General features: G+C 43.5%; 21 protein-coding genes. 11 read left to right on the top strand and 10 right to left on the bottom strand.

Annotated features, from left to right (window positions below; all coding sequences use genetic code 11):
- Window positions 1-9: 9 nt before the first annotated feature.
- A complete protein-coding gene (locus ACFGVS_RS25940; protein WP_439696180.1) occupies window positions 10-1,137 on the top strand; it encodes a hypothetical protein in 1,128 nt (375 codons plus the stop codon).
- 15 nt (window positions 1,138-1,152) lie between these two features.
- Here the strand turns inward: ACFGVS_RS25940 and ACFGVS_RS25935 are convergent, their stop codons facing one another.
- Both ACFGVS_RS25935 and ACFGVS_RS25930 read right to left on the bottom strand, forming a co-directional pair.
- Window positions 1,153-1,401, bottom strand: coding sequence for a hypothetical protein (locus ACFGVS_RS25935; RefSeq protein WP_439696179.1), 249 nt, complete (start codon window positions 1,399-1,401; stop codon window positions 1,153-1,155).
- A gap of 68 nt (window positions 1,402-1,469) precedes the next feature.
- Window positions 1,470-2,087, bottom strand: coding sequence for a hypothetical protein (locus ACFGVS_RS25930; protein ID WP_439696178.1), 618 nt, complete (start codon window positions 2,085-2,087; stop codon window positions 1,470-1,472).
- A 130-nt stretch (window positions 2,088-2,217) separates the two neighbouring features.
- Here ACFGVS_RS25930 and rpsF point away from each other — a divergent pair, with 130 nt between their 5' ends.
- The 4 genes from rpsF to mtgA all read left to right on the top strand — a co-directional run bounded on the left by rpsF (window position 2,218) and on the right by mtgA (window position 4,236).
- A complete protein-coding gene (gene rpsF / locus ACFGVS_RS25925) occupies window positions 2,218-2,583 on the top strand; it encodes a 30S ribosomal protein S6 (RefSeq protein WP_090652333.1) in 366 nt (121 codons plus the stop codon).
- The gene (rpsR, locus tag ACFGVS_RS25920) at window positions 2,583-2,846 is read left to right on the top strand and encodes a 30S ribosomal protein S18 (RefSeq protein ID WP_022833472.1); all 264 of its coding nucleotides are present in this window, start codon (window positions 2,583-2,585) and stop codon (window positions 2,844-2,846) included. The genes rpsF and rpsR overlap by 1 nt, the downstream gene beginning before the upstream one ends.
- Before the next feature lie 15 nt (window positions 2,847-2,861).
- The gene (gene rplI / locus ACFGVS_RS25915; protein ID WP_090652334.1) at window positions 2,862-3,305 is read left to right on the top strand and encodes a 50S ribosomal protein L9; all 444 of its coding nucleotides are present in this window, start codon (window positions 2,862-2,864) and stop codon (window positions 3,303-3,305) included.
- 166 nt (window positions 3,306-3,471) lie between these two features.
- Window positions 3,472-4,236 (top strand): monofunctional biosynthetic peptidoglycan transglycosylase, encoded by a 765-nt coding sequence (gene mtgA / locus ACFGVS_RS25910; protein ID WP_439696177.1) that lies wholly within the window; start codon window positions 3,472-3,474, stop codon window positions 4,234-4,236.
- A gap of 106 nt (window positions 4,237-4,342) precedes the next feature.
- Here mtgA and ACFGVS_RS25905 read toward each other — a convergent pair whose 3' ends face one another.
- Complete coding sequence (locus ACFGVS_RS25905; RefSeq protein WP_439696176.1) at window positions 4,343-4,732, bottom strand: hypothetical protein; 390 nt, start codon at window positions 4,730-4,732, stop codon at window positions 4,343-4,345.
- Between the two features lie 53 nt (window positions 4,733-4,785).
- On the bottom strand, window positions 4,786-5,397 hold the full coding sequence (locus tag ACFGVS_RS25900) for a YdeI/OmpD-associated family protein (protein WP_439696175.1): 612 nt from the start codon (window positions 5,395-5,397) through the stop codon (window positions 4,786-4,788).
- A gap of 111 nt (window positions 5,398-5,508) precedes the next feature.
- Here ACFGVS_RS25900 and ACFGVS_RS25895 point away from each other — a divergent pair, with 111 nt between their 5' ends.
- Window positions 5,509-6,594 (top strand): alpha/beta hydrolase-fold protein, encoded by a 1,086-nt coding sequence (locus ACFGVS_RS25895; protein WP_439696174.1) that lies wholly within the window; start codon window positions 5,509-5,511, stop codon window positions 6,592-6,594.
- A 53-nt stretch (window positions 6,595-6,647) separates the two neighbouring features.
- Here ACFGVS_RS25895 and ACFGVS_RS25890 read toward each other — a convergent pair whose 3' ends face one another.
- Window positions 6,648-7,133 carry an ABC transporter ATPase gene (locus ACFGVS_RS25890; RefSeq protein ID WP_090652337.1) on the bottom strand — a complete coding sequence of 162 codons (486 nt, stop codon included), beginning with the start codon at window positions 7,131-7,133 and terminating at the stop codon, window positions 6,648-6,650.
- 45 nt (window positions 7,134-7,178) lie between these two features.
- Between ACFGVS_RS25890 and ACFGVS_RS25885 the strand changes: the two genes are divergently transcribed.
- Window positions 7,179-7,661: a hypothetical protein gene (locus ACFGVS_RS25885; protein WP_439696173.1), complete on the top strand. Its 483-nt coding sequence runs from the start codon at window positions 7,179-7,181 to the stop codon at window positions 7,659-7,661.
- A 136-nt stretch (window positions 7,662-7,797) separates the two neighbouring features.
- On the opposite strand, the gene ACFGVS_RS25880 is transcribed toward ACFGVS_RS25885, so the two are convergent.
- The 5 genes from ACFGVS_RS25880 to ACFGVS_RS25860 all read right to left on the bottom strand — a co-directional run bounded on the left by ACFGVS_RS25880 (window position 7,798) and on the right by ACFGVS_RS25860 (window position 17,452).
- On the bottom strand, window positions 7,798-9,006 hold the full coding sequence (locus ACFGVS_RS25880; protein WP_439696171.1) for a DUF4998 domain-containing protein: 1,209 nt from the start codon (window positions 9,004-9,006) through the stop codon (window positions 7,798-7,800).
- A 25-nt stretch (window positions 9,007-9,031) separates the two neighbouring features.
- On the bottom strand, window positions 9,032-10,201 hold the full coding sequence (locus tag ACFGVS_RS25875) for a DUF5000 domain-containing lipoprotein (protein ID WP_177183905.1): 1,170 nt from the start codon (window positions 10,199-10,201) through the stop codon (window positions 9,032-9,034).
- Between the two features lie 53 nt (window positions 10,202-10,254).
- Entirely contained in the window at window positions 10,255-12,198 is a 1,944-nt protein-coding gene (locus tag ACFGVS_RS25870; RefSeq protein WP_439696169.1) for a RagB/SusD family nutrient uptake outer membrane protein, read from the bottom strand.
- A 22-nt stretch (window positions 12,199-12,220) separates the two neighbouring features.
- On the bottom strand, window positions 12,221-15,367 hold the full coding sequence (locus ACFGVS_RS25865; protein WP_439696166.1) for a SusC/RagA family TonB-linked outer membrane protein: 3,147 nt from the start codon (window positions 15,365-15,367) through the stop codon (window positions 12,221-12,223).
- A 786-nt stretch (window positions 15,368-16,153) separates the two neighbouring features.
- Window positions 16,154-17,452 carry a hypothetical protein gene (locus ACFGVS_RS25860; protein ID WP_439696164.1) on the bottom strand — a complete coding sequence of 433 codons (1,299 nt, stop codon included), beginning with the start codon at window positions 17,450-17,452 and terminating at the stop codon, window positions 16,154-16,156.
- A gap of 290 nt (window positions 17,453-17,742) precedes the next feature.
- Here ACFGVS_RS25860 and ACFGVS_RS25855 point away from each other — a divergent pair, with 290 nt between their 5' ends.
- The 4 genes from ACFGVS_RS25855 to ACFGVS_RS25840 all read left to right on the top strand — a co-directional run bounded on the left by ACFGVS_RS25855 (window position 17,743) and on the right by ACFGVS_RS25840 (window position 24,408).
- Window positions 17,743-18,477: a GntR family transcriptional regulator gene (locus ACFGVS_RS25855; protein ID WP_274209623.1), complete on the top strand. Its 735-nt coding sequence runs from the start codon at window positions 17,743-17,745 to the stop codon at window positions 18,475-18,477.
- An 80-nt stretch (window positions 18,478-18,557) separates the two neighbouring features.
- Window positions 18,558-20,369 (top strand): class I mannose-6-phosphate isomerase, encoded by a 1,812-nt coding sequence (locus tag ACFGVS_RS25850; protein ID WP_439696162.1) that lies wholly within the window; start codon window positions 18,558-18,560, stop codon window positions 20,367-20,369.
- 46 nt (window positions 20,370-20,415) lie between these two features.
- Entirely contained in the window at window positions 20,416-21,825 is a 1,410-nt protein-coding gene (locus ACFGVS_RS25845; RefSeq protein ID WP_439696160.1) for a sugar porter family MFS transporter, read from the top strand.
- Between the two features lie 309 nt (window positions 21,826-22,134).
- Window positions 22,135-24,408 (top strand): GH92 family glycosyl hydrolase, encoded by a 2,274-nt coding sequence (locus ACFGVS_RS25840; protein WP_439696158.1) that lies wholly within the window; start codon window positions 22,135-22,137, stop codon window positions 24,406-24,408.
- Window positions 24,409-24,466: the final 58 nt, after the last annotated feature.

Raw genomic sequence — 24,466 nt, 5'->3', positions numbered from 1 at the left:
CCCATTTATATGAAACTCGTTAAAGCTCCTAAAGATCAGGAACAGGTAAAACGTTCAAAAGCCTATATAAAATACGAAAAATTGCTGGCTGATATAGAGAAGAAAAAACAATTTAAACTTAATCTTCAGGAAGGGCTCCGAAAAGCTTACGCTAAAATTGAAACCGAATTAGCACCAATGGATCATGAGCTACAGCTGCTTTTACGCGATTTTTTGATACGTTTAGACGAACTTGCAACAGAATTTGGCGTGGGGAAACTCAATAAAGAATACCTTCAATCATACATGACCAACGAACTTCAGCAATTGCTAAATACTTTTGGTCATCAAGACACCGTTTTATCGGCTTTATTTCAAAAATACGCCGAGGTTTCGATGGATGACCTGGAAAACGATGAAGATTTGATTGAAGCAGCGAAATCAATGGCCACAATGTTAGGCGTTGAGATAAACATTAAAGAACTGTTAGAAAAGGGCCAGGAAGAATTTATTGAAGCATACAAAGAAAAATTTATTGAACATATAAATAGTAATCCGAAGGACTTTACGGACGCCGAAAGCGCAGTTAACAGCCCAAAAGCAGCAAACAAAAGGGCAGTGGACGAAACCGACCGGATTGCAAATGATGCCAGGAGTATTTATATGCGCCTCATCAAAAAGTTCCATCCCGATCTGGAGACAGACGAGGAAGCGAGAAACCATAAAACAGAAATTATAAAACAGGTAACCCGCGCCTATCAGGAAAATGACTTTCTTACACTATTAAAATTGCAGATAACCTATATTGACGATAATGAAACTGATGCAGCTTCGGTTGCCGATGATATGCTTAAACGATATGTTAAATTATTAACGAAACAATTGGAAGAGTTAAATGCATCCATACACGAAACCCATTTTACCAGCGGCACAGCCATTGCAGATTTCATTGACAAAAACGGCAAGTTTAGTCCGCAGAAATTCGCAGCAAGCCGCAGACATATCGAAAAACAGGTAGAAATACTCAAATCAACACTCGCAAACTCAAAAAAGAGGCCCAAAGGGTGGTTTAAGGATCAATTGATGATGACGAAAGATGTTGTTATGCAAAACATGATGCAAGATATGTTTGCCGACATGTTTGATACGGACTTCTGATAGTATGTAAAGCTTTTATTGCAAATCATCATCAGGCAGGTGGTCATCATCTTCGGGGCCGGGTTCGTCAATATCATTGCCCGTTTGTATTTCACGCAGGTCGCTTTCCGCATCCAGTTGGTCGTCAAAATCTTCGTCGTCTTCGTCATCCCAATCGCCTTCAATATCATCATCGCCGCCGCCAAAATATGTCAGGGCGATTTTTTTTTCGATTAATAATCCCTCACGTTCGGTAATTGCCGATTGTGCTGCAATTATGATCATATAGTAAAGTAATTAATGTGGTATGCATTACAAAGAGTAAGAAACTTATTTTGCGAGTAAAGAATGGGTTAAAGAAAGTCAACCGAGAGAATTTCTTTAACAGCGTAGTATCCTTTTGCCTCGGGCATATAAACTTCAATTTCGTGCCAGCCGATCTTTAATTTTTTACCCACAAGCTGCCCGGTTGCACTCATAAATTTTTCTGATCCCGCGAAGTGCTCAAGCCATATAAATGATCTTTCAATACTTTTGTTATCTTTTATAACTAAATAATTAAACCCTTTAGGGTTTATGCGCAAAAATGTGCCTTCAGTTGTGCCGTTCCCTTCCTCTTTACTTTCTTCACTTTTAGCCATTATTACCGATATTTTGGTAAAGGCATCACAGTTTTGTTTAAACAGATCTTTACCAATATCAATACCAATTTGCCGCATGGCCTGTTGGTCGCTGGGATTTATTTTTTTCTCATCGGCCAGTTTCATTAAAAGATCGGTTTTTTTCGAAAAGCAATCGGTAAAAACGCCTACAGCTTGCTGTTTATCAGTTATTTTACTAATATCAGTCTTGGTAAGGCAGTTACAAATGGAGTCAGTCAGTTGTTTTTGGGTTGCAAGGGCTTCGGTTTGGGCTTTTGCTCCCTCAATAAACAAAACAGATAATGCAATCAGGGTGAAAAATTTGGTCATGTGTACGTTTATTAATGCTTTATTTTAATGCCCTTAAAGTACTATAATTATAGCTTTGAAAATAATAAAATATTAATTACATTTGCAGCCCCGTAATAGCGGGTAATTAATTAAAAATCAAAGTATAATAATGCAACAGTACGAAATCGTGATCGTTCTAACCCCGTTGTTATCAGTAGAAGTTGCTGCCGAGGCTAACGCCAAGTTCAGCAAAATCTTAACTGATGGCGGAGCCGAAATTGTCCAGGAGGATAATTGGGGTTTGAGAAAATTAGCGTACCCTATTCAAAAAAAGACTACAGGGTACTATCACTTAACTGAATTTAAGGCTCCGGGTGAATTAATTAACAAATTGGAGGTTGAATTAAGGCGCGATGAGCGTGTTTTGCGTTTCCTGACCATTGCTTTAGATAAGCATGCTGTTGCGTACAACGACAAAAAACGCAGCGGTGCCTTTAACAAGAAACCTAAAGCAACAGAGGAGGCTTCAAAATAATGGCAAACGAACAAATTAAATACGTTACCGCTCCAAAAGTGGAGGATAACCGTAAAAAATACTGCCGTTTTAAAAAGAATGGTATTAAGTATATCGATTACAAAGACGCTAACTTTTTATTAAAGTTCATTAACGATCAGGGTAAAGTATTACCACGCCGTTTAACTGGTACTTCATTAAAATTCCAGCGTAAAGTGGCCCAGGCTGTTAAACGTGCACGCCACATTGGTTTATTACCTTACGTTACAGATTCATTAAAATAATAGGAGATTTAAGAAATGGAAGTTATTTTAAAACAAGATGTAAAAAACCTGGGTGATAAAGACGATGTAGTAAACGTTAAACCAGGTTATGGCCGTAACTACCTTTTACCTAAAGGCTTCGCCATATTAGCTACACCAAGCGCACGCAAAGTTTTAGCTGAAAACCTGAAACAAGCTCAGTTTAAACAAGAAAAAATCCGCAAGGATGCTGATGCAATTGCAGCCCGTTTAGAAGGCGTTAAACTTAACATTGGCGCTAAAGCCGGTGAAAGCGGAAAAATCTTCGGTGCTATCAATACCATCCAGGTTGCTGATGCATTGAAAAAAGAAGGTTTTGATGTTGACCGTCGCCGTATCACCTTTGATCAGGAGCCTAAGTTTGTTGGTGATTACATCGCAAACATTAACCTGCACAAAGAAGTTAAGGTGCAAGTTCCTTTCTCGGTAGTAGCTGAGTAATTTATATTTCGGAATTCGGATTTTTGATTTTTCGTGTATTAATTATTATTTTAATTGGTACTCAAGAATGCTTCGCAGTTTCGGATTGTCAGAAAAAATTTAGAATTTTAAAAGGTGTTTTGCAATGCAAAACACCTTTTCATTTTTATAGAAACTTATTACAATAGTGCAGCGCAATTACAACTCATCAAAATTATCCAATTCAAAGCCGGGTAAAAAAAGTTCGATATCCCAAAGCAGGTTTAATGGTGTTTTTAAACTGGTTTTCCGGTTTTTTAAACTGGGGTTTATCCTCTTTTTCGGGCTTAGCTTATTTGGCGTGCTGTTGTTTCGGTTTGTACGCCCGCCCTTTACCTGGCTGATGATTGAGCGTGGCTTTCAGCAAAAAGCACGGGGCGTAGATTGGAAAATAGATAAGCAATGGGTTAGCTTTGATGAGATATCTGACAATATGAAACGCGCCGCCGTGGCTGCCGAAGACCAAAGCTTTTTAGAGCACCATGGGTTCGATTTCCATGCCATAGAAAAGGCAATTGAAAAAAACGCGCACAGCAAAAAACTTATAGGTGGCAGCACCATATCGCAGCAGGTAGCTAAAAACGTTTTCCTGTGGGAAGGCCGCTCGCTGCTGCGCAAAGGCATCGAGGCCTATTTTACCGTGCTGATAGAAGTTTTTTGGAGCAAAAAACGAATTATGGAAATGTACCTGAACGAGATTGAGATGGGCGACGGTATTTACGGTATCGAAGCTGCATCGCAGGCCTATTTTCATAAACATGCATCGGAACTAACCAGGCACGAAGCCGCTGCCATAGCAGTAATATTCCCAAGTCCGCTTAAATGGTCGGCCACAAACCCTACAAGGTATTTAAAACACCGGCAGTACCTGATCATGAAAAACATGAAGAGGCTGGGGCCATTGGATTTTTAAGCCCCCCTACCCCCCTCAAGGGGGAATATTAGTTAGCTATCTTTATAACACAAATTAGCCAAGCCAGCCCTTTTGCCCAATGCACAAACTTGCTCTTAGATAAGCATTAAGGATATTCTAATCCTACAGCATTATAAGCACGTTTTAATGCAGCAAAATCATCGTTGTCTTCGTCTACAATAAATTTATGTAAAATTATTCCGTTTGAAACAGGAATAATAAATCCTGACTCATCAGGTATTCCAGCAAAGTCATTCTCAAATTCTATCAAATAATTTTTTATTTGAAGCTGGTGTACTAACTCAATCAAAGGAACAGAACACGAAAGATAGACCTCGTTTATATCAGTAATAACTTTACATATAGAAAGGAAATTTTGCATTTCCCAATAGTCCGCATAGAATCTGAAACAATACACGCCTTCCATGATTTCAAAGTTGATATCAGTTGGAGTATCCGCTATTTCTTTGGAAATTATGTACGTTTTACTTCCCATACATTATAAAACATTGTTAATAAAATGAATTTGGCCTGAAAAACTGTCTTAGATTATTTATACTTCCAATGTCTCGATTTGCCCTCGGCAAGCCACTCAGCCGCGGTCTCCATACGCTTCTGACGGGTAGTCTCGCTTTTAGCATCTACAATCCATTCTACATATTCCTTTTTATGCGAGTAGCTAAAACGATCAAAGTTAAGGCTGGCATTGGGGTAAGTTTTCAAAAACTCAGTAAAATATTCGGGGATAACCAATTCGGTTTTGGGGGCCGATGCCTTTTTTATTGCTTCGGGTGTTTTTTTGCCACTTTCATTTAAGGCAATAGCTTGCAGGATAAAATCCTGTAGAATCTCCTTCGAAGGCAAATCTTCTATTTTAGTTATCCGGCCAAAGCTGCCGGCAGAACCATCTCCGATGCTTAATGCGTTATGAGGATCATTCAATAATGTTGCCTTCCAAAAACCGAATGAACAATGCTCTTTAAAAGCAGCCATCTGGCATACCGGGCCTTTATAATCAAAAAACGGGAAGCCCCATTTTACGGTCTCCATCAATAACGGAGATGTTTCATGAACAATTTCCCTGATATACTCCAGTATTGGTTTGGCAAAATCGGCGGCTTTTTCAATAAAAGCATCAACGCGGCTATCGTATTGTTCCATAAAATAAATTTAGTAACAAATTGTTAAATCGCAACCGGCTTGCAACGTTTAAGAGATATTTTGCATCTTAGCTAAAGCAGGTAATTCCGTTACACCAAATCATATAAAACTATGACTATAAGCGTATTCAAATTATTTACAGGAATCATTATATTGGCTTTTACTGTTAGTACCGTTTTCGGCCAGGAAAAAACCACCTCGCCCAGCCCCTTTACTGATAAGGATATGGTTTCGTGGGATTACGCCTCAAAAACCATTGGCGAAGATTATACCATTTATGTGCATTTCCCGCCGGGATACGATACCACAAAAACCAAATACCCGGTACTGTACATGACAGATGGCGACTGGAACATGACCGTTGCCATGAATTGCTTTAACATGCTCAGGCAGGATTATAAAACTACCGAAGCGCTGATAGTAGGCATAGGTTACGGCAACCGCCCAAACAAACGCAACCGCGACCTTAACCCCGAAACCGGCGGGCCAAAATTCATATCGTTTATTGAGCAGGAGGTAATACCCTTTATACAAAGCAAATACAGGGTTAATGATAATAAGGCTTTATATGGCTACTCGTTTGGGGGCATGTTTACCACTATGGTATTGTTTAACCATCCTGGTTTGTTTAATATGATATTTATAGGCGCTCCCGGTAATACCGGGAGGGAACTAATGCCATCGGCACAAAAATACTTTACAACCCATACCGACCTTAATTGCCGGGTGTTTTTAGGTGTTGGATCATATGAGCATGAAAACGCAAAAAACATTGAGCAGTTTACCGCTTACATGAAAAAGCAAAACTGCAAAAACCTGGATATTGATTTTGCTATTACCCCGGGCGCAAACCATGGTGCTGCCCTGGCACAGGTAATGCAAAATGCCATAGCATTTGCGTATTGCCAAAAGCATAAAGCAATACTGCTAACTGCAAAGGAACTTGAATCGTATAGCGGTAATTACAAGGTAGCCGGCGATGAAAAAGACACGTTTAAAGTGTACCTGTCGGGAGGTAAACTATACTTTAAACAAAACGACCAGTTGCCCCAGGAATTTGCACCTTATGCCAAAGATTCGTTTTTTATGTATGAAGATGAAAAAGCCGACATCAATTTTAAAACAGAAGACGGCAAAAAGTATTTAGTATTTAATTTCCCAGGTGAAAAGCCGGTGCGATTGGATAGGGTTAATTGATGCCGTTTTTAATACAAAACGTGCTTAACGGCCCGAAACAGCGGTAACAATTATCAGCCATTAACCAAATCCCTGAACAACTGGATATGCCAGCTGTTTTTAAACGGCACCTCCCATTTGGTTTCCAGTTCGGTAAGGTTTTGTACCATATTGTTGTATACAATAGTTTCGGTATTTATTTTGCCCTGTTTCAGCATATCCTCAAAAGCATGGCGGGGCAGGGACAAAATTTCTTCGCCATCGCGGTAGGCCAGGTTAAACCTGTCGAACAGGTTGATGTTGAAATGCTGCCCGATATTCTGCATAAAATGAACTGACTTATCGATAGAGCAGCCGCTGGCGCCTGCCTGGCTTTCATCAACAATCAGTATTAAAAAACGGTTATACCGTACCTCGCCTTTAGCCTTTAGCTGGTTGTTGTGCGCAGTCCATCCGGTGGTGAATTTATCCAGTTCCTGCTGAATTTGTTGCACCACATCGTCGGTTAATTTTTTATCAGCCTGGTAGATCCAAACTCTTGAGTGTTGAGAAAATTCCATTTACAAAAATATCAATTTATTAACTTAGGGTAACATTTTGTTGTCATGAAAACATCAATCTCGCTGTTAATAAAAAAAGCTGCGGTAATTATAGCAATTTTGGCCTCCAGTTGCTTTATTTACGGTTTTAAACCGGGTATGGGCGATCAGGAATGGCTTAATTGGAGCAATAAATGCCTTACCGAGTCGTTTAACCCGCCGCCGGATATTGCACTGAAAAAGTGGGAATTAACACTTACCAACGATTATTTTTTGCGTTTAAGGAAAACTTATCAACACGACAGGCAAGAGTATTTTTCGTTTAATTTACACCGCCTCAACAATGTAGAATACCTGGGCAGCGATACCACCGGAATTCTTAAACTAAGCACCCTAACCGACGATATTATTGTACAAACCTACGAAGACCCGAAGGGCGACCTTGACTCGATGGCTACCACCATTGATCTGCCTGTAAAACACATGAGCCCGGCAAGGTTGGATAGCTTAAAAACAGCATTGAATTATTTTAAGACGAGGGATTTATGAGATTCGGGCTGATCTTAAAACTTATGTTGTTTACGTGTTAACATTTAAATAACTGAGCTACCCGTTACAAGCAAATAGCCACCCGGCGAATGCCGAATAGCTATTTGTTTACCCCCCTAATATTTTGTGTCGGCAATTAACGATCATGGGTATAAAACGCAATTTCCTCCATCGTCATGAAATTGCCGCCGCCCCAGTTAGTGAGTAATTTAAACCTGTAGTACCTGAATTTGGGCGTACCATTGGCCACGGTAAATTCTTCGCCGGCCAATGCAAAGGCGATATCGGCGGCTGTGTTTTGTCCCCGTGGCAAGCCCGACGGTTTTACCGAAGTATAGGAGCCTATTTTTGTCCAGCTGGAAAAACTACCATCTGAAGATGGGCTGTTGCTACCGTACAGTTCAAAGGTTTTCACGCTCTCCAGGTTATACAGCCTGTCATTTGCCTGCCAAACTTTAAAACGGCTTATGGATGCTGATGCCCCGCTATCAAATGTAAACCAGCACGGGATGATAGATTGCGTGGCAAAGCCCGGCGGGTTATAATTTTCGTCCCACAGGTAGCTTTGCAGCCAGCCGTAGCCGCCTTCATCTACATCGGTAGGTAAAGTAACCAGGGCGAATTTTGATTTATCAAGCTGCCTTTCAAACTTTGGCAAAGTAACTGTTGATACCGGGGGCGAAAACGTTTCAAACGCGGTTGAATCGGGCTTGTATAATGATTTGTAGGTAAGCTGTGTGCTTTCTTTATAATCGGGCAGTTCGGTACCGGTTTCGGTTGGCGGTATCACTATTTTGCGGGCCGCGCCGTTTTGCCCGGTATAATTAATTTCCACCCCTAACTCTCCGCCGGCAGGTTCGCCCCAGCTCAGTTCTATCTTATTGCCATCGGCACTTTCAGTTAACGATTTTAACGTTCTGTTGGTTAATGATGTAAGGTAGCTTGGGCCATAAACTATACCCGATCCGTTAATAACCACCGACTTGTGGTTTTGGCTATCAAACGTGTATACCGTAAAATTATAGTTGCCTTCAGTGAGGTTAGGAACAATCACTTTAACAGTGTCCTTACCGCCCGAATGCGTTACAGCTACATCAGTAGAGTCGACCTGGTTATTCCAGTATACCCTGATTTTTGTAACCAGCGGATCGTTGCCTAAAACTACTGCTAATTGTACGCGGTTGTACCCCGCATGTACCAGCATGGTATCTGCCCGGCCGGGGTAAGTAATCTCTCCGCCCTTTTCATATTTTTTGTAAGCATCGCCCGTTGTTTTTGTGCAGGAGCTTAACCCGGCAATAAGGCCAAGCACATACAGGAGGGCAAAATATTTTATCGTCTTCATAAAACTCGTCTCTTTAAATAGTTAATTAATGGGCATCCCCGTACATCATCAGCTCATAAAAATTGACGTACGATCCGTTTGACCAATTTTTTAATGTTTTGAACCTGATGTAACGTACTTTGGGTGTATTTAGCGGGAAGGTTACGGTTTCGCCAGCAAGCGCCGCATCTATATCAGCCTGCGAAAGCTGCCCCTCGGGCAAGCCTGACGGTTTGATTTGTGTATGCGAAACCAGCAGCGTCCAGCTACTGTCGTAACTGCCATCGGGGTTAGGGTTGTTTGATCCCCATATTTCAACCACCCTTGGGTTGTGCAGCGTATAAAAGAAACCCGGACGCATGAACCACACCAGGCGGCTCAGTTTGGCGGTTACCCCCATATCAAAAGTAAATTGCTGCGGCATCCGCGATGCATCACCGGTGTGGTAATAACCATCATTTACATTGCCATCAAAAAGGCCGGCTATGTTGCCGCCGTAGCCAAGCGGGGCATCGGTAGGTAAAACTATGCCTTTCATTTTTGTACGGTCAAGCAATTGCTCAAACAATGGGGTTACCGTTACTATAAGGGTATCTGAAAGGTTGCCCCATCTGTCGCGCACAAAAATGCCAAATTTGGTAGGCGTTGCCGGGAGGCCCCTTGTTGAAAAATCGCCTTTTTTAAGGCTGGTATAATCGGTGTTGATGGGCACAAATTGTTTAAGCGAATCGTTAGCAAGCACAACAATAGCCAGGCTTTCTTCGGTAGCGTTTACAAATTTTACGTTGATGCCGCCAAAATCGGGCGATACCACCAGGCTATCGCGCACCAGGCTCACCGAGGGCGTTAAAGGGTGCACCGTTACAACGGTTGGGGCCGATACGTTCTCGCTTTTATCAACCGCATACAACGTAACCTGATAAGCATCGGTATCGCCAAAGCCAACTACCGTTAAATTACTGTTATAGCGGCTCACCTTGGTTTCGCGCACGGCGCCCTGTTTGGTGGTGTACACTGCCCTGATGTATAACAAATCGGCATCGTTAGGCAGGGCATAGCTTATTTTTGCCGAGCCATGCAGGTTCTCGACGCTTACGCCGGTTACCGGCCCCGGCGCAACCCCATCTTTTGTAACAGGCTCAAGCTTATCCTGCTTACAGGAGTTTAGGCCCAGTACAGCCAAACTCACCAGGCACATTAATAATATCTTTTTCATTATCTTATATTTTAGATGGATATAATTTTTTTCCGACATCATTTACATTTTAATTACCATCCAGAGTTTTGAACCAGGTTTGGATTAACCTGCAAATTGTACTCTTTAATTGGCCAGAAATAATCGCGCGGGGCCACAAACCTGGGGCTGTACAGCAGCACCCTGCGGTTATAATCTTCATAGCTGCTTTGTAAAATATCCCAGCCGTAAATTGGCGCGCTTAATACCTGCGGCGCGGTTTTCCAGCGGCGAAGGTCCCAAAAGCGGCTGCCTTCAAACGCCATCTCGATACCGCGCTCCTGGCGGATGATGTCGCGCAAGCCGCTAACGCTGGTATATTTGGCCGGATTGGTAGAAAAATTGGTCCATGAGCTCTCTACCGATTTTAAGCCTGCCCTTGTCCTGATCTGGTTTAGATAAGGCAAAGCAGCAGCCGAATTACCCGATTCATTTAAAGCTTCGGCATATAACAGGTACAAATCGCTAAGGCGCATTACCGGCCATGGGTACGATTCGAGCGTTACGTTGGTAGATGAAAATACCAGGTTCCAGTTCACAATTTTTTTGGTGTAATAGCCGGTAATGGAATATAAACGGCTTTGCTTTTTACCTGTGTACTGCTCCAGTTTACTTTGCACGTTGTAAGTGCCATTTTTCATAAACCAGGTTGAGCCATCAAAGGCCATATCGGCATAAAAGCGGCGCTCCCTGTCAAAATGCAGGCCCACGGTTTGGTAACCGTTTTGCATACCGGCATCGGCGCTTGTGGTAGTGCGCAGTTTAAAGCGGTTGGCGTAGTCCCAGGTTTTATCTTCTTCAATAGGTACGCCGTTTTTGGTGTAAAACAGCTCGGCCATTTTTAGCGGCGGCGCCAGCTTGCCTTTTAAATCAAGATTGATGTTGTTGGGGTCAAGCTGCGGAATGGCAAACTCCTGTAACCAAAAGGTTGGGTTGCCACTTGATGTTAAGCCCCAGATCAGTTCGCTGTTCCACTTTTCGCAAACCGAATTGCGGATGTTCATTTCTACCTTGGTTACATCATCAACAGCGGTAATACCCGGCGTAAAATAATACAGCTTTAACCCCGCCGCCGCGGCAGCATCAATGGCAACTTTACAAGCGGCAGCGGCCCTTGCCCATTTGGTGGCATCATACTGCGGGTTAAAAAGCAGTTTGCCATTATTGGCCTTTAAGCCCGCAAAATCGTTATTGCCGTTAAACAATGGGCTGGCCCCGGTAACCAACACGCGCGCTTTAATGGCAAGCGCCGCCACCTTGGTAACCCGCCCAAGCTCGGTTGATGCACTGGTAATTACGCTTGGCAAGCCGGTGTTATCATCGCCTGCGGCAGCATCATCAAGTAGTCGGGCAATGTAATTCACTACCGAATCGGCCGGCTGGCGGTATACTTTAACCTCCTCTGGCGGAGCGGTTATGGAAATATTTTTATCCATAATGGGTATTGGCCCATACATCCTGAACAGGTACCAGTGAAAATATGCTTTTAAAAATTTGGCCTCGGCTACCCAGCGTGCTTTAACGTAGGGCTGCAAATCGGTTACCTTATCCAAATTATCTAAAAAGGTATTACATGCCCTTATGCCCTGCCATAACGATTTGCCATCATAGCCATCCCAATAGTTCATGTAAGGGTCGGCCCGGTTTTGGTTACCGCGGGCAATGTTATAGGGGTCAAGGTAAAAGAAATCTTCCGTCATGGGCCAGTAGGTCCAGGCCTCGTCGCCACCGCTGAAAGCGGGGTTTTTATCGGGATGCCCTTCCTGCGGCAGGTACGAGTACAGGGTAAACAAATATTTTTCGGCCTCGTTGCGGTTGGCAAAGGCATTATCAATGGTTGCCACGTTATCGGGCACCACATCAAGGTAACTTTTTTTACAGGACGGCATGCCTGCCACTATCAGCAGCAACAAGGCAAGGCCCATAGATTTTCGACCTAAAAGGCCTGAATATCGGGTGTATATAGTTAACAATTTCATCTCGATTAAATTTTAGCAGGATTTACAGTTGAACATTTATCCCCACGTTAAACACTTTTTGAACCGGGTAACCAAGCCCGTTACTCCCTTGCTCAGGATCCCAAAGCTTAAAGCCGCTGATGAGGAACAGGTTGGTACCATTGGCATAAATCCTTAAGCCCGATATATGGAACCTTTTTAAGGTTTTATCTTTAATACTATACCCCAATTCGGCGGTTTTCATGCGCAGGAAGGCCCCGTTGCGCATCCACCAGTTGGATGGCTGGTTGTTGTTGGTATTTTGTGTTAAACCAAGCCTTGGCCAAAAAGCATATAAGTTCCGGTTATCCTCAGACCAGTGATCATTGGCAACTACGTTAAGCAAGCCGTGCTGGTAAGCGCCGTTAGCAACAAAGGGCGAAATTGCCGTAGGATCGATAAAAAATGACGACCGGCCCGATCCCTGGAAAAATGTACTGATATCAAAGTTTTTATAGCCGAATGAGAAGCCGAAGCCGTAAATAATTTCGGGCGTGGTTGGGTAACCAAGGCCGTTAATCATATCAAGCGCAGTTATTTGGCCATCGCCGTTTAAATCGCGGTATTTGATATCGCCTCCCCTAACCTCGCCAAAGTTTTGCTTGGGCGAGTTTTTTACGTCTTCGTCATCAACAAACAAACGCTCGGCAACAAGGCCGTACACTTCGCCCAATGACTGCCCCACGCGCGACAGGTATTGTTCATTTGCCGGGTACGCAGGCTCTTCGTTTACCAGTAGCTTACTGGCGGCATAGGTAAATGTGCCCCGCATTTGCAGCCAGCTGCTGCCAAAGTTTTTGTTGTAATCCATAGCAAAATCAACACCTTTGCCTTCGGCTACGCCCACATTGGCACTCACCGGGGCGGTAAGGCCCATGGTTGTAGGTATGTATGCCCGCTGCATTAAAATATTGCTGCGGCGTTCATGATAGGCATCTACGGTTATATTCAGGGCATCAAACAAACCCAAATCCATCCCGATATTGGTTTTCTTTGATTTTTCCCAGGTGATACCATCATTGGCATACCTGGAGATAGAAACGCCCGGGCGGTTATAGGCATAGTTTTCGCCAAAGTACGATCCGAAAGTACCATCGTTAAGGTTTACGTTGGATAGGTAAAAAAACCTGTCGTTAACGCTGCCAATCTGGTCGTTACCAACCAAACCGTAAGTGGCGCGGAATTTTAACTTGGTGATGGTGTGTGATAGCGGCTCAAAAAACTTTTCATTATTAACATTCCAGGCAACGCCTACCGACGGAAAAAAGCCAAAACGGTTGTTGCGGGCAAAACGCTCCGATCCGTTGTAGCCAAAGTTGGTTTCAAACAGGTAACGGTTATCATAACCATAGGTTAGCCTGCCGCTAACACCCTGGTTGCGAAAAGGAAGCGACGATTGCAATTCGCCGGCATTACCCGTAACATAATTACGCTGGATACCAATGAGCAGGCCGCTTATATTGTGTACCTTATTAAAAGTGCGGTTATAGTTTAGGGCAACCTCGGCATAGTTGGTGCTGTTTACTATTTTATTGCCCTGGTTGTAGTTAAGGTATTCGGTAGCCGATTTTTCGTTCAGTAATGATAATGTATACCCCTTAGGATCGGTAGCCGAGGGGCTGGCCGCGTAATAAAACGGCGTATACTGCCTGCTCAGGTTAAAGTAAGCATAGCGCTGGGTATAAGCCATGGCCCTTGCCGAAAGGCCTTCGGTGATAAATTTCAGGTCCTGTTTAATTTCCAACTGTACATTAAGGGTTGATGTGCTGTACTGCTGAAATCCCGATACCATATCGGCAAAAGGGTTATCATAAACATCGCCGTTTGAACCCCTTGGCGCGTTACCAAATAAAGGGTGCTTCACCAAAGGCAGATCAGATGCGGGGAAGGTTGCCGGGAACAACACGGGGTTAGCATTTAGCGCGCTGCCGAAAACTGCGCCGCCACCGCCTATTGGGCCGTTATAATCATCAAAATCGCCGGATGTGCGTACGATAGCCTCGGTAGTTGAGGTAAGCTTTACATTAACGTTCGACCGGATCTCGTAGCTTTTAAGGCTTACGTTGTTGTTGAAATTGTTACCGCTTTGCGCCTTTAGCACGCCATTATCCTTATTGGCCGACGCCGATATATAATATTGCGCCCGGTTAACGCCGCCGCTGATGTTTAAATTAAGCCTTTGGTTATTGGTGTAGTTTTTAATTAACGAACCAATCCAGTCGTTACTGGGATAAAGCAGCGGATTATCCCCGGCTATGGTATGATCAATTTTGTTTTGCGTGTATGGCAACGGCGAGAGCGGGTTGCGGGTAAGGGCAGCTTCGTTTGATAATTTCATGTAGGTGATATTATCGGCCAGGGCAAAGTTTTGCGTGTTTGACGAGGTTGAGTTTTCAAACCGCACATTCATTTTTGTATCGCCCACTTTGCCCGATTTGGTAGTAACCAGTATAACGCCATTGGCGCCACGCGCACCGTATAGTGATGAAGCTGCCGCATCCTTCAGGATAGAAAACCCGGCAATATCATCGGGCTGAAGGCGGGCAAGCGTGTTGGTGGTTGATTCCATACCATCAATCAATATCAGCGGATCGATTTTACCCGAGCCAAACGAGGTTATCCCCCTGATAAAGAACGAAGCATTATCTGCCCCCGGTTCGCCACTGCGCTGGTACGAAATTAAACCGGCAATACGGCCGGCAAGCATGGTGGTTAAGTTGCTGGTTGGCCCCTTTAACTCTTTAGGGTTAATGGTAGTGATAGAGCTAACCATACTTTCCTTTTTCTGGGTACCGTACGCTACTACCACCACCTCGTTCAGGTCGTTTTTATCGTCAAGCAAAACCACGTTAATAGTGTGCCGCTGGTTTACGGCTACCTCCTGTTTGGCATAGCCCAAAAACGAAAATACAAGCGTATCGGTGGCGTTGGGCACCTTAATGGTGTAATCGCCGCTAACCGCGGTAATGGTACCGCTTTTGGTATGTTTTACGGCAACACTTACGCCGGGCATTACTAACCCTTTATTGTCGGTTACCTTGCCGCTCACGGTAAATGCCGTTTGCGCCAGGGATACTTTCCCCAGCATCAATAAAAACAGTAAGCAACAAAGGTACTTCACCTTCAAATAGGTAAAAATTCTTTCATTCATAATGGGTTTGAGTAAAGTTAAAATTATATAGTATTTGTATGTACATAATTACATATTAAAATAACAAAAACAAATTTTTTTCCAATAAAATTTTAACAAATTGCTAATGAGTGCTTAAAACGTCACTTTTACCCTTTACTTTAATGATTTAGGTGCTCATAATGTCAATTCCAACAACAAACATTCGAACATATTTATTAAATGTTAATACATTATAAAATATTTTAAAAAGAAGCATTAAAAATGGGTGGATGAAGCAGGGAAACCGGCATTAATAGGCACAAAAAAAGGAGGTTGTAATTTTTTGTAGCTTTTTTGAATTTTCTCGCACTTTTTTCGTAAAAAATTAGAATTAACCACTTAAAAATTACCCATCCTTGATAAGTTTTTGCATGTGAGGGGGGCAAAAAGGCATAACGCAAAACAGGCCGCTTTGCGGCCTTTCAATCATGCGTCATTGGGAGTGATAAAATTTCACGAAACAATGAAAGTGGCAATGACGTATATCGCATGGCGGCGAAGACTCACCCGGTCGAGGCTACGCCCGACCACCCTCTCTCCGGCTGAAGCCGCAAAGAGGGTTTTGAACGATATCCTTAATAAATAGCTGAATAAAAGCTAATTAACCACAAAACCCTCTTTCCACCGCAGGTGAAGAGAGGGTGGTCGGGTGTAGCCTCGACCGGGTGAGTCTTAGCCAGCGTTCAATCGGATGTCTTCGTAAATTCCAACACTTCATGGGTAAGTACGAAGTAATGACGATCTTTTCTATTGGTAATCAGCCTCTTACTTATTTTTAGCGGCCCACTGTTTTAAAACGGTAATGGCATCGTAAAGCACTCCAGCCTCGCCCCTGAAATCGCCTGAGCCTTTTGGGGCGCCGCTTCGTACATCGTACCACTCAAAAAAGCCGTTGTTGGCAATAACCCTATCCAGCATGGGCGATAACTCGGCATAAGCGTCCCTGGAGTAACCGTATGACAGTAAGGGAGCTATCATGCGGCCGCCAAACCATGTCCAGTCGCCGCCATTCTGATAGTCATAGGAATGCATGTTCGGGAAGCGCTCTGTTGGGTATGGCGGGTAAACGGTAATACCGATAGTTGCATGCTTCTCTTTAGCTGCCGCAGCCACCATCTGGCGGTTTATTTCTTTAACCTCGGCCGGGGTATTAAAACCAGCCTGTATAGCGCATATCGATCCGCCTAAATACAATATCTCTTTTTCATTAAAATCGGGCGCAAAGGGGCTGCCATTCAGGTACAGGTGAGGGATATACTTTTGTTCCTTGCTATCCCACAGGTATTTACGCACGTTTTTGGTAACATTAGCCGCTACCAGCGCCCAGTTTTGTTTGGCTTTGTATCCTTTAGGCTGCATGGCCACAAAATCGTGCAGGGCCATCACAAACATGGCGTTATCATATATATCAATAGCCCATTTGGTTTTATCGTTTATAGCCACACCCCAGCCGCCATCGGCCTGCACATCGCCCCAATCAATGGTGGTGGCGCCGGTTACCAAGCCATACTTTGCCGACCAGCGGTCTTTTTGCAGGTATATAAAAGCATCCTCCATACGCTGCAATACTGTTTTGCCGCCTATCACTTCATTCAAAATGGTTTTATCGCCGGTAACATCAATATATTTTTTTACAGCCTGCACCAACGATGATTCCTGATCAGTCTCCACCGTATTCTTATGGGCCGCCCAGCCACGCAATAAAGGCGAGTAGCGGTATTTGTAGCCCACGTTTGCCTTGGCGCTATCTACCACACCATCAACTATATTACCATCGTCACCCTGAATCTTAAAAAATAGTAGTATATTTGTTTTAACCTCATCCTTAGGATGTACCCGGAGCGATCCCTTAATAAAAGTATTAAAATCGCGAATCCAAACCTCGTTGTAGGATGTGCCTGCAGAAAAGCCCGAAAGTAATTTTAAAGCCATCGCCTGGATAGTATCTAACCGTTCATCGGCAATGATAGCTTTGGCAAGCGCCGCCTTACCGGTTGTTTGAGCGCTGGCAGATAAGCCAATTAGCGTAGAAAGCGTGATAAAAAAAGGCAAAAGTATTTTCATGCAGAGTTTATTTTATAAATGAAAGTAATTTTAGGATATAATAACACTGTTATACGGCATTGATAATAATATGTACAAACATAACAACATTAAAATTTAATCCAAATTTATTATGCGTTTTATTTGCAGAAAATATAAAGCTATCTTTAAGTTTTAGACAATTCCTGTAAAAATAGCCGAGTGTTTCATTTAACACATAAGGGATAAACATATTAATAAAACAATGGCCGTTAATTAACTAATTATTTAATTTGCACTATACTGTTCATAAAACCTGGATAAATACCAACATGAAATTTTCAATAGATCATAAAAGCGGCGTTCCGCTTCATATACAGGCCGAGAACCTGCTAAGAGAATTGATAAAAGACCCTGAATACCAGGCAGGTAAGCTTTTACCCAACGAAGTAGATTTGGCAAAAAAGCTGGCCATCTCCAGGACCACCTTGCGCCAGGCTATCAATAAACTGGTTTATGAGGAACTCCTGATCAGGAAGAAAAAGCTGGGAACAAAAGTGGCGCAGCCCAAAATGAGCTCAAAAGCGATGAACTGGCTAAGTTTTACCCAGGAAATGCAGGCACGCGGTATTATCATAAAAAATTACGAACTGCATGTAAGCTGGGTGTACCCCGACGATTATATAGCCAACTTTTTTGATATAAAAACTGAAAAAAAGATACTGAAACTGGAACGCTTAAGAGGAAATGCCGACGAAGCTTTTGTTTATTTTGTATCCTATTTTCACCCCAGGATTGGCCTTACCGGCGATGAGGATTTCAAAAAACCGCTATACGAAATGCTTGAAAATGAACATTCTGTAGTTGCTGACCTATCAAAAGAAGAGATTAGTGCCAAGGCGGCGGATAAATTTATTGCCGGCAAACTGGAGATTGATATTGGCAGCCCGGTACTTTTCAGAAAGCGTTTTGTATTTGACCAGGGCGACCGGCCAATGGAGTATAACCTGGGATACTACAAAGCCGAAAGTTTTGAGTATACAGTAGAAAGCCGAAGAACAAGTTAAGCCGAAACTAAATATTAATTACTTGTTTGGAATTTACATGAAATCTAATATGTTTGCACATTATAACATATAACGATTATATGAGCAGAGGTCCCGTTTTAAAAAATGACGTCAAACCAGATATTCAAGAACTAAGGTCGACCAGCCAGTTCCTCATTCCGGCTGAAAAGCAATCGGCGCAAAGCTCTGAATACGATATCTACCCCACATTTAAAATTGACGGGCCTATTTTTAACGGATTTGGAAAGCTGGCAAGCTGGATTATAGCGCAGCAACAAAACATCATTATTGATGGATACTCGGGTGTGTACTGGGATATTTTTGTACAACACCTTAATGCCGAGCTTCTTGATATGGGAGCAAGCGTAAACTGGATAAACATTAATGAAGCCTTAAAGCCCGAATTGGTTATCCATGCCACAATAGAGCCATTTATGGGTGGCGACGACCCTTTGTTTGGGAAGATTTACGAAGGCACCCTGGCAGATTTTTTTGACAGCGACGTGCTGAGCGAACTAAAACCGGTAAACAACTGCCTGAATATTATTTACGGCTGCGGCGCGGCGCTAAGCGGTTGGCAGGCGCCCCTTATTTACCTGGATGTTCCCAAAAACGAAATCCAGTTCAGGTCGAGGGCAAACAAGATCTGTAACCTTGGCGATCATCAGCCTGCAGACCCTAAAATACAGTACAAACGGTTCTATTTTGTTGACTGGCCGGTATTTAATAAACATAAAAAGCAATTACTGCCTGCCGTTGACATCATTATTGACGAGCAAAGGATTGAAGATATTAGCTGGGCGACCGGCGATACCCTCAGGAACGCGTTAAAACAGCTATCCGGCCATATGTTCAGGGCGCGGCCATGGTTTGAGCCCGGTGTATGGGGTGGCCGCTGGATAAAAGATAATATTAATGGTTTAAACGAAAACGTGGTAAACTATGCCTGGTCGTTTGAGCTGATAGCACCCGAAAACGGCATAATACTTCAATATGATGAACATATGCTTGAAGTATCATTAGATACCCTGTTTTTATACAACAGCAAGGCTATTTTAGGTAAAGCAGCCGATAGATTCGGTGATGCCTTCCCCATCAGGTTTGATTTCCTGGATACCTTTGATGGTGGCAACCTTTCGCTGCAATGTCATCCTACGGTAGCCTACACCAAAGCAAATTTTGGCGAAGATTTTACGCAGGACGAAACCTACTACATACTTGATGCCGAACCGGGTGCAGAGGTATACCTTGGTTTCCATGATAACATTAACAAGCAGGATTTTAAAGCTGTACTGGAAGATAGTTTTCAAAACAACCAACCCGTTGAAATAAAGGACTATGTGCAAACATTCCCGGCAAAGAAACATGACCTTTTCCTGATTCCAAATGGTACGGTACATTGCTCGGGCAAAAACAATATGGTGCTTGAAATAAGCGCCACGCCCTATATTTTCACCTTTAAAATGTACGATTGGCTTCGCCCGGATCTGAATGGAAATCCACGCACATTGAATATCGACAGGGCATTTGAAAACCTGAACTTCGACAGGAAAGGCGATGTGGTCACCGACACCTTAATATCAAAACAAACCATAGCCAAACAAGGTAAAGATTGGCAGGTAATTAACCTTACCACTCATCCCGACCATTTTTATGCCGTTGAACGTTTTGAATTTGACACCATTGTTGAAGAAAACACCGATAACCAATGCCATGTATTAAGCCTGGTAGAAGGCGAAAGCATAAAAGTTACCACCAATGGATTAACTCAAGTTATCCATTATGCCGAAACATTTATTATACCGGCCGATGCACTAAGCTATACCATGACTAATACCGGCAAAAGCAGGGCAAAAGTGGTAAAAGCCTTTGTTAGGGATGAATGCTGTTAATTAAAAACCTAAAATAAAAATAAACCATTACCTAAATTACCAATTCATGAACCAGCAAAATTCAAAGTCGGTACAAAGCAGGTCTACCCTATTTTTGGTGGCCATTACTTTGGTAGCAACATTGGGCGGTTTACTTTTCGGTTTCGATATGGCCGTAATTTCGGGCGTGCTGCCTTTTGTAAAAAGCCAGTTTTCGTTATCGTCCGCTACAGAAGGTTGGTTTGTATCATCGGCATTGGTTGGCTGTATTATCGGCGTATCCTTTTCGGGCGACTTAAGTGACCGGATAGGCCGTAAAAAGATGCTGATGTTAGCGGCCATATTATTCCTGCTTTCGGCCATTGGCTCGGCGTTATCATCGGGTTTTACCTTACTCATACTGGCACGCATGCTTGGCGGTATGGGCGTTGGGGTGGCATCAATTGTAGCGCCTTTGTATATTTCAGAAATTGCCCCCGCAAACGTAAGGGGCCGCCTGGTCACCTTTTACCAGCTGGCTATCACAGCGGGCATACTGGTGGCTTATTTGACCAACGCCAGCTTATTAAGTTTTTCGCTAAATTATAAAGGCGGCGGACTGGGCGACATTTTAAACCTGGTACTGGTTAAGGAAGTATGGCGTGGCATGTTAGGTTTAGGTACAGCACCCGCGCTACTATTTTTTGTAGGCATATGTTTTGTGCCCGAAAGCCCGCGCTGGCTTATCCAGCAAGGTAAAAATGATGAGGGGATAGCAATTTTGGCAAAAATCACCAATATGGCCTCGGCGCAAAAAGATGCCTTACTAATTCAAAATACCAAAAGCCAGGAAAAAGGATCATATAAAGAAGTGTTTTCGCCGGCCATGCGCAAGCCCCTGCTTATCGGCCTGCTGCTGCCCCTGTTTTCTCAATTCAGCGGTATTAACGCGGTAATATATTATGGGCCGCGTATTTTAAGCGATGCGGGCATCAACATTACCAATGCACTGCTTGGGCAAATCATTTTTGGCATAGCCAACTTCCTGTTTACCATTATAGCCATCTGGAAGGTAGATAAAATGGGGCGCAGGCCATTATACATAGCAGGCTCGTTGGGTGCTACAGTGTGCCTGGCATTTACCGGCATTTGTTTTTATGCAGGTACAACCAGCAGTATCTCGTTAGTCATCAGCATTATACTATTCCTGGCTTGTTTCGCATTCTCTATAGGGCCGCTTAAATTTGTTATTGCTTCAGAAATTTTCCCTACCAAAATACGCGGCAGGGCTTTGGCTTTAAGTATCATGGTCATGTGGATTGCCGATACTATTGTGGGCCAGCTTACCCCCATGTTTTTAGGATCGGTTGGGCCGGCGGCTACCTTTTGGTTTTTCTCGGCCTGCTGCCTGTTATCATTTTGGGTAGTATATAAAATGGTACCCGAAACTAAAGGTAAATCGCTTGAAGAGGTTCAGGAGATTTGGGCTGGGCATTGAGCCTCACCCTGCCCGCAAAGACTACTGTGAGTACACATTTACCAAAAGAAATTGTCATTTCGAACGAACAGAGTGGGATTATGTGAGGGGGTGAGGAGAAATCTTATGCGATTTGCATTCCGAGGGGCTATGTTGATGCAGGGCGTTCAAGATTTCTCCTCGTACCTCGTTCGAAATGACAACTTCTTTTTATAGGGACTTGTGTGTGCCCAGCAGCTTTTGGAGAGGGTTCTTGATTTGCATGTTTTTTAAGCTCTCCCTTTTGGAGAGGATTTAGGTGAGGCTCTTAACGATATATAAAATAGCAATATGATAAGTATACGCAAAACCACTGCATTGCTCCTGGCAATTTCATGCGCCTATTTAAGCGGCGGCGCGCAAACAAAGCAACCGGTTGATTACGTTGATCCGTTTATCGGGACATCTAATTCACGGTGGATGCTGTTCCCGGGCGCTACAATGCCCAACGGGATGGTTAAGCTTAGCCCTGATAACCAAAGAGGGGTTTGGCAGGGCGGTTATGAGTACGCGGTAGGGAGCATACATGGCTTTAGCTTTTTACACGGATGGACCATGGCGGGCCTGTTGACCATGCCTGCCAACGGCGATCTGTCGACATCACCGGGCGCGGCCGATGAGCCATTTAAAGGGGCCGGGGCCGGTTACCACTCCAGGTTCAGGCACGAGGATGAAAAGGCCTCGCCGGGGTATTATTCTGTTTTCCTGATGGATCCGCAGGTTAAGGTGGAACTGACTGCAACCGAACGTACCGGCGTGCAGCGCTATACCTTTGCCAAAGACAGCTCGAACAGGATCATGATCCAGCTTAACATTCCGGCGGAATATGGTTACGACCTGAAAGATGCCGTTATTACCAAAGTATCCAACTCCGAGATACAGGGCTATGCCAAAACCGCATCGGCCAACTTTAATGACTATACCTTATATTTTGTGATGCAGTTTAGCAAACCCTTTCATGATTTTGAGGGATACGGAAACCAGTCGGTAATTAAGAGCAATAAAGAGATCAAAGGATCGGGCGAACTGGGCGCATACGTTACCTACCCAACCTCGAAAACCGAACAGGTGATACTAAGAACCGGCATCTCGTTTGTTAACATGGACCAAGCCCGGCTCAATCTTAAAACGGAATTAAAAGGTTTCGACTGGAATTTTGATGCCCTGGTAAAGCATAACAGAACAATTTGGAACAATACCCTAAAAAGCATTGCAGTAACCGGTGGCAGCGAAACCGATAAGAAGAAATTTTACACCAATTTTTACCGCTGTTTCACCGCCAAGATGATCATGAGCGATGCCAATGGAAAATATACCGATGCCTGCGAAAACGTACAGCAATTACCTACCGGCCGCACCGCGATGATAGGCGGCGATGCTTACTGGAATACCTTTTGGAATTTAAACCTGCTGTGGACCTTAACATCGCCGGATATGGTGCAGCAACTGGTAGATACGCAGCTGGAAATGTATAAAAAAACAGGCTGGCTATCCAAAGGCCCTGCAGGAGTTGAGTACTCGGGCATTATGGAAGGTTCGCATGAAATGGCATTAATCACCAGCGCGTATTTAAAAGGGATAGTAACCAAAGACGCTGAGATAGCTTATCGCGCCATGAAAAAGACTATGGAGGTTGAACCCGGCCCAACCTGCGGAGGTAATCCGGGCAACCCACAGATAACTGATTATGCCAAATTGGGCTTTGTACCTGTTGAAAAAGGTGCCACCTCAAAAGCATTAGATTATGCTTATGATGATTGGTGTGTAGCCCAGATGGCCAAATTGCTGCATAAGGATGATGATTATAACTTTTTTTTAAAGCGATCTGCAAGCTGGAAAAACGTTTTTAACCCTGCAAGCCGCTACGTTACGCCAAGGAAAGCAGATGGCTCATTTATACCTGATTTCGACCTTTTTTCTGTTAGTCATTTTGTGGAGGGCAACTCCTGGCAATATTCGTTATATGTGCCGCATGATGTTCCGGGTTTAATCAATTATATCCATAAGGATGAATTTTTAAAGCGGCTAACCATCGGCTTTCAAAAATCTGAGGTACACAAATTTGCGGCACACGCGCTTGACCGTACCATGGGGCAATCGGCCGAATATTATATTAACCAGGGCAACGAGGTAAATATGCAGGCAGCTTTCCTGTTTAATTATGCAGGCAAGCCATCCCTTACCCAATACTACACCAGGAAGATCCTGAACACTTTTTATGATGCCTCGCCCTATGTTGGCTGGAATGGTGACGAAGACGAAGGCCAGATGGGTGCATGGTTTGTATTAAGCTCGATGGGTTTATTTGAAATGAACGGCGGTACATCGCCCGATTTAAGGATTGATATTACGAGCCCGCTGTTCAGCGATATTAAAATCAATTTAAACCCATCCTATTTCAAGGGAAAGACATTCGAGATTAAGGCTTATCATAATTCGGCCAAAAACATCTACATCCGCACGGCAAAGTTAAACGGCAAAACTTTAAAGGATAATCATATCAGCTTTAAAGATATTGTAAACGGCGGCAAACTGGAGTTGTATATGAGCGTCACGGCTAATTAATTTCAGATGCCAAATATCTAACGGCGTAAGCCATTTTTGCTTTTTTGTAGAGACGCAT

Source organism: Mucilaginibacter sediminis, from assembly GCF_051903035.1.
Lineage (GTDB): Bacteria > Bacteroidota > Bacteroidia > Sphingobacteriales > Sphingobacteriaceae > Mucilaginibacter.
Note: the sequence above shows the minus strand (reverse complement) of the source record. Positions and strands in the feature narration are given on the sequence as shown.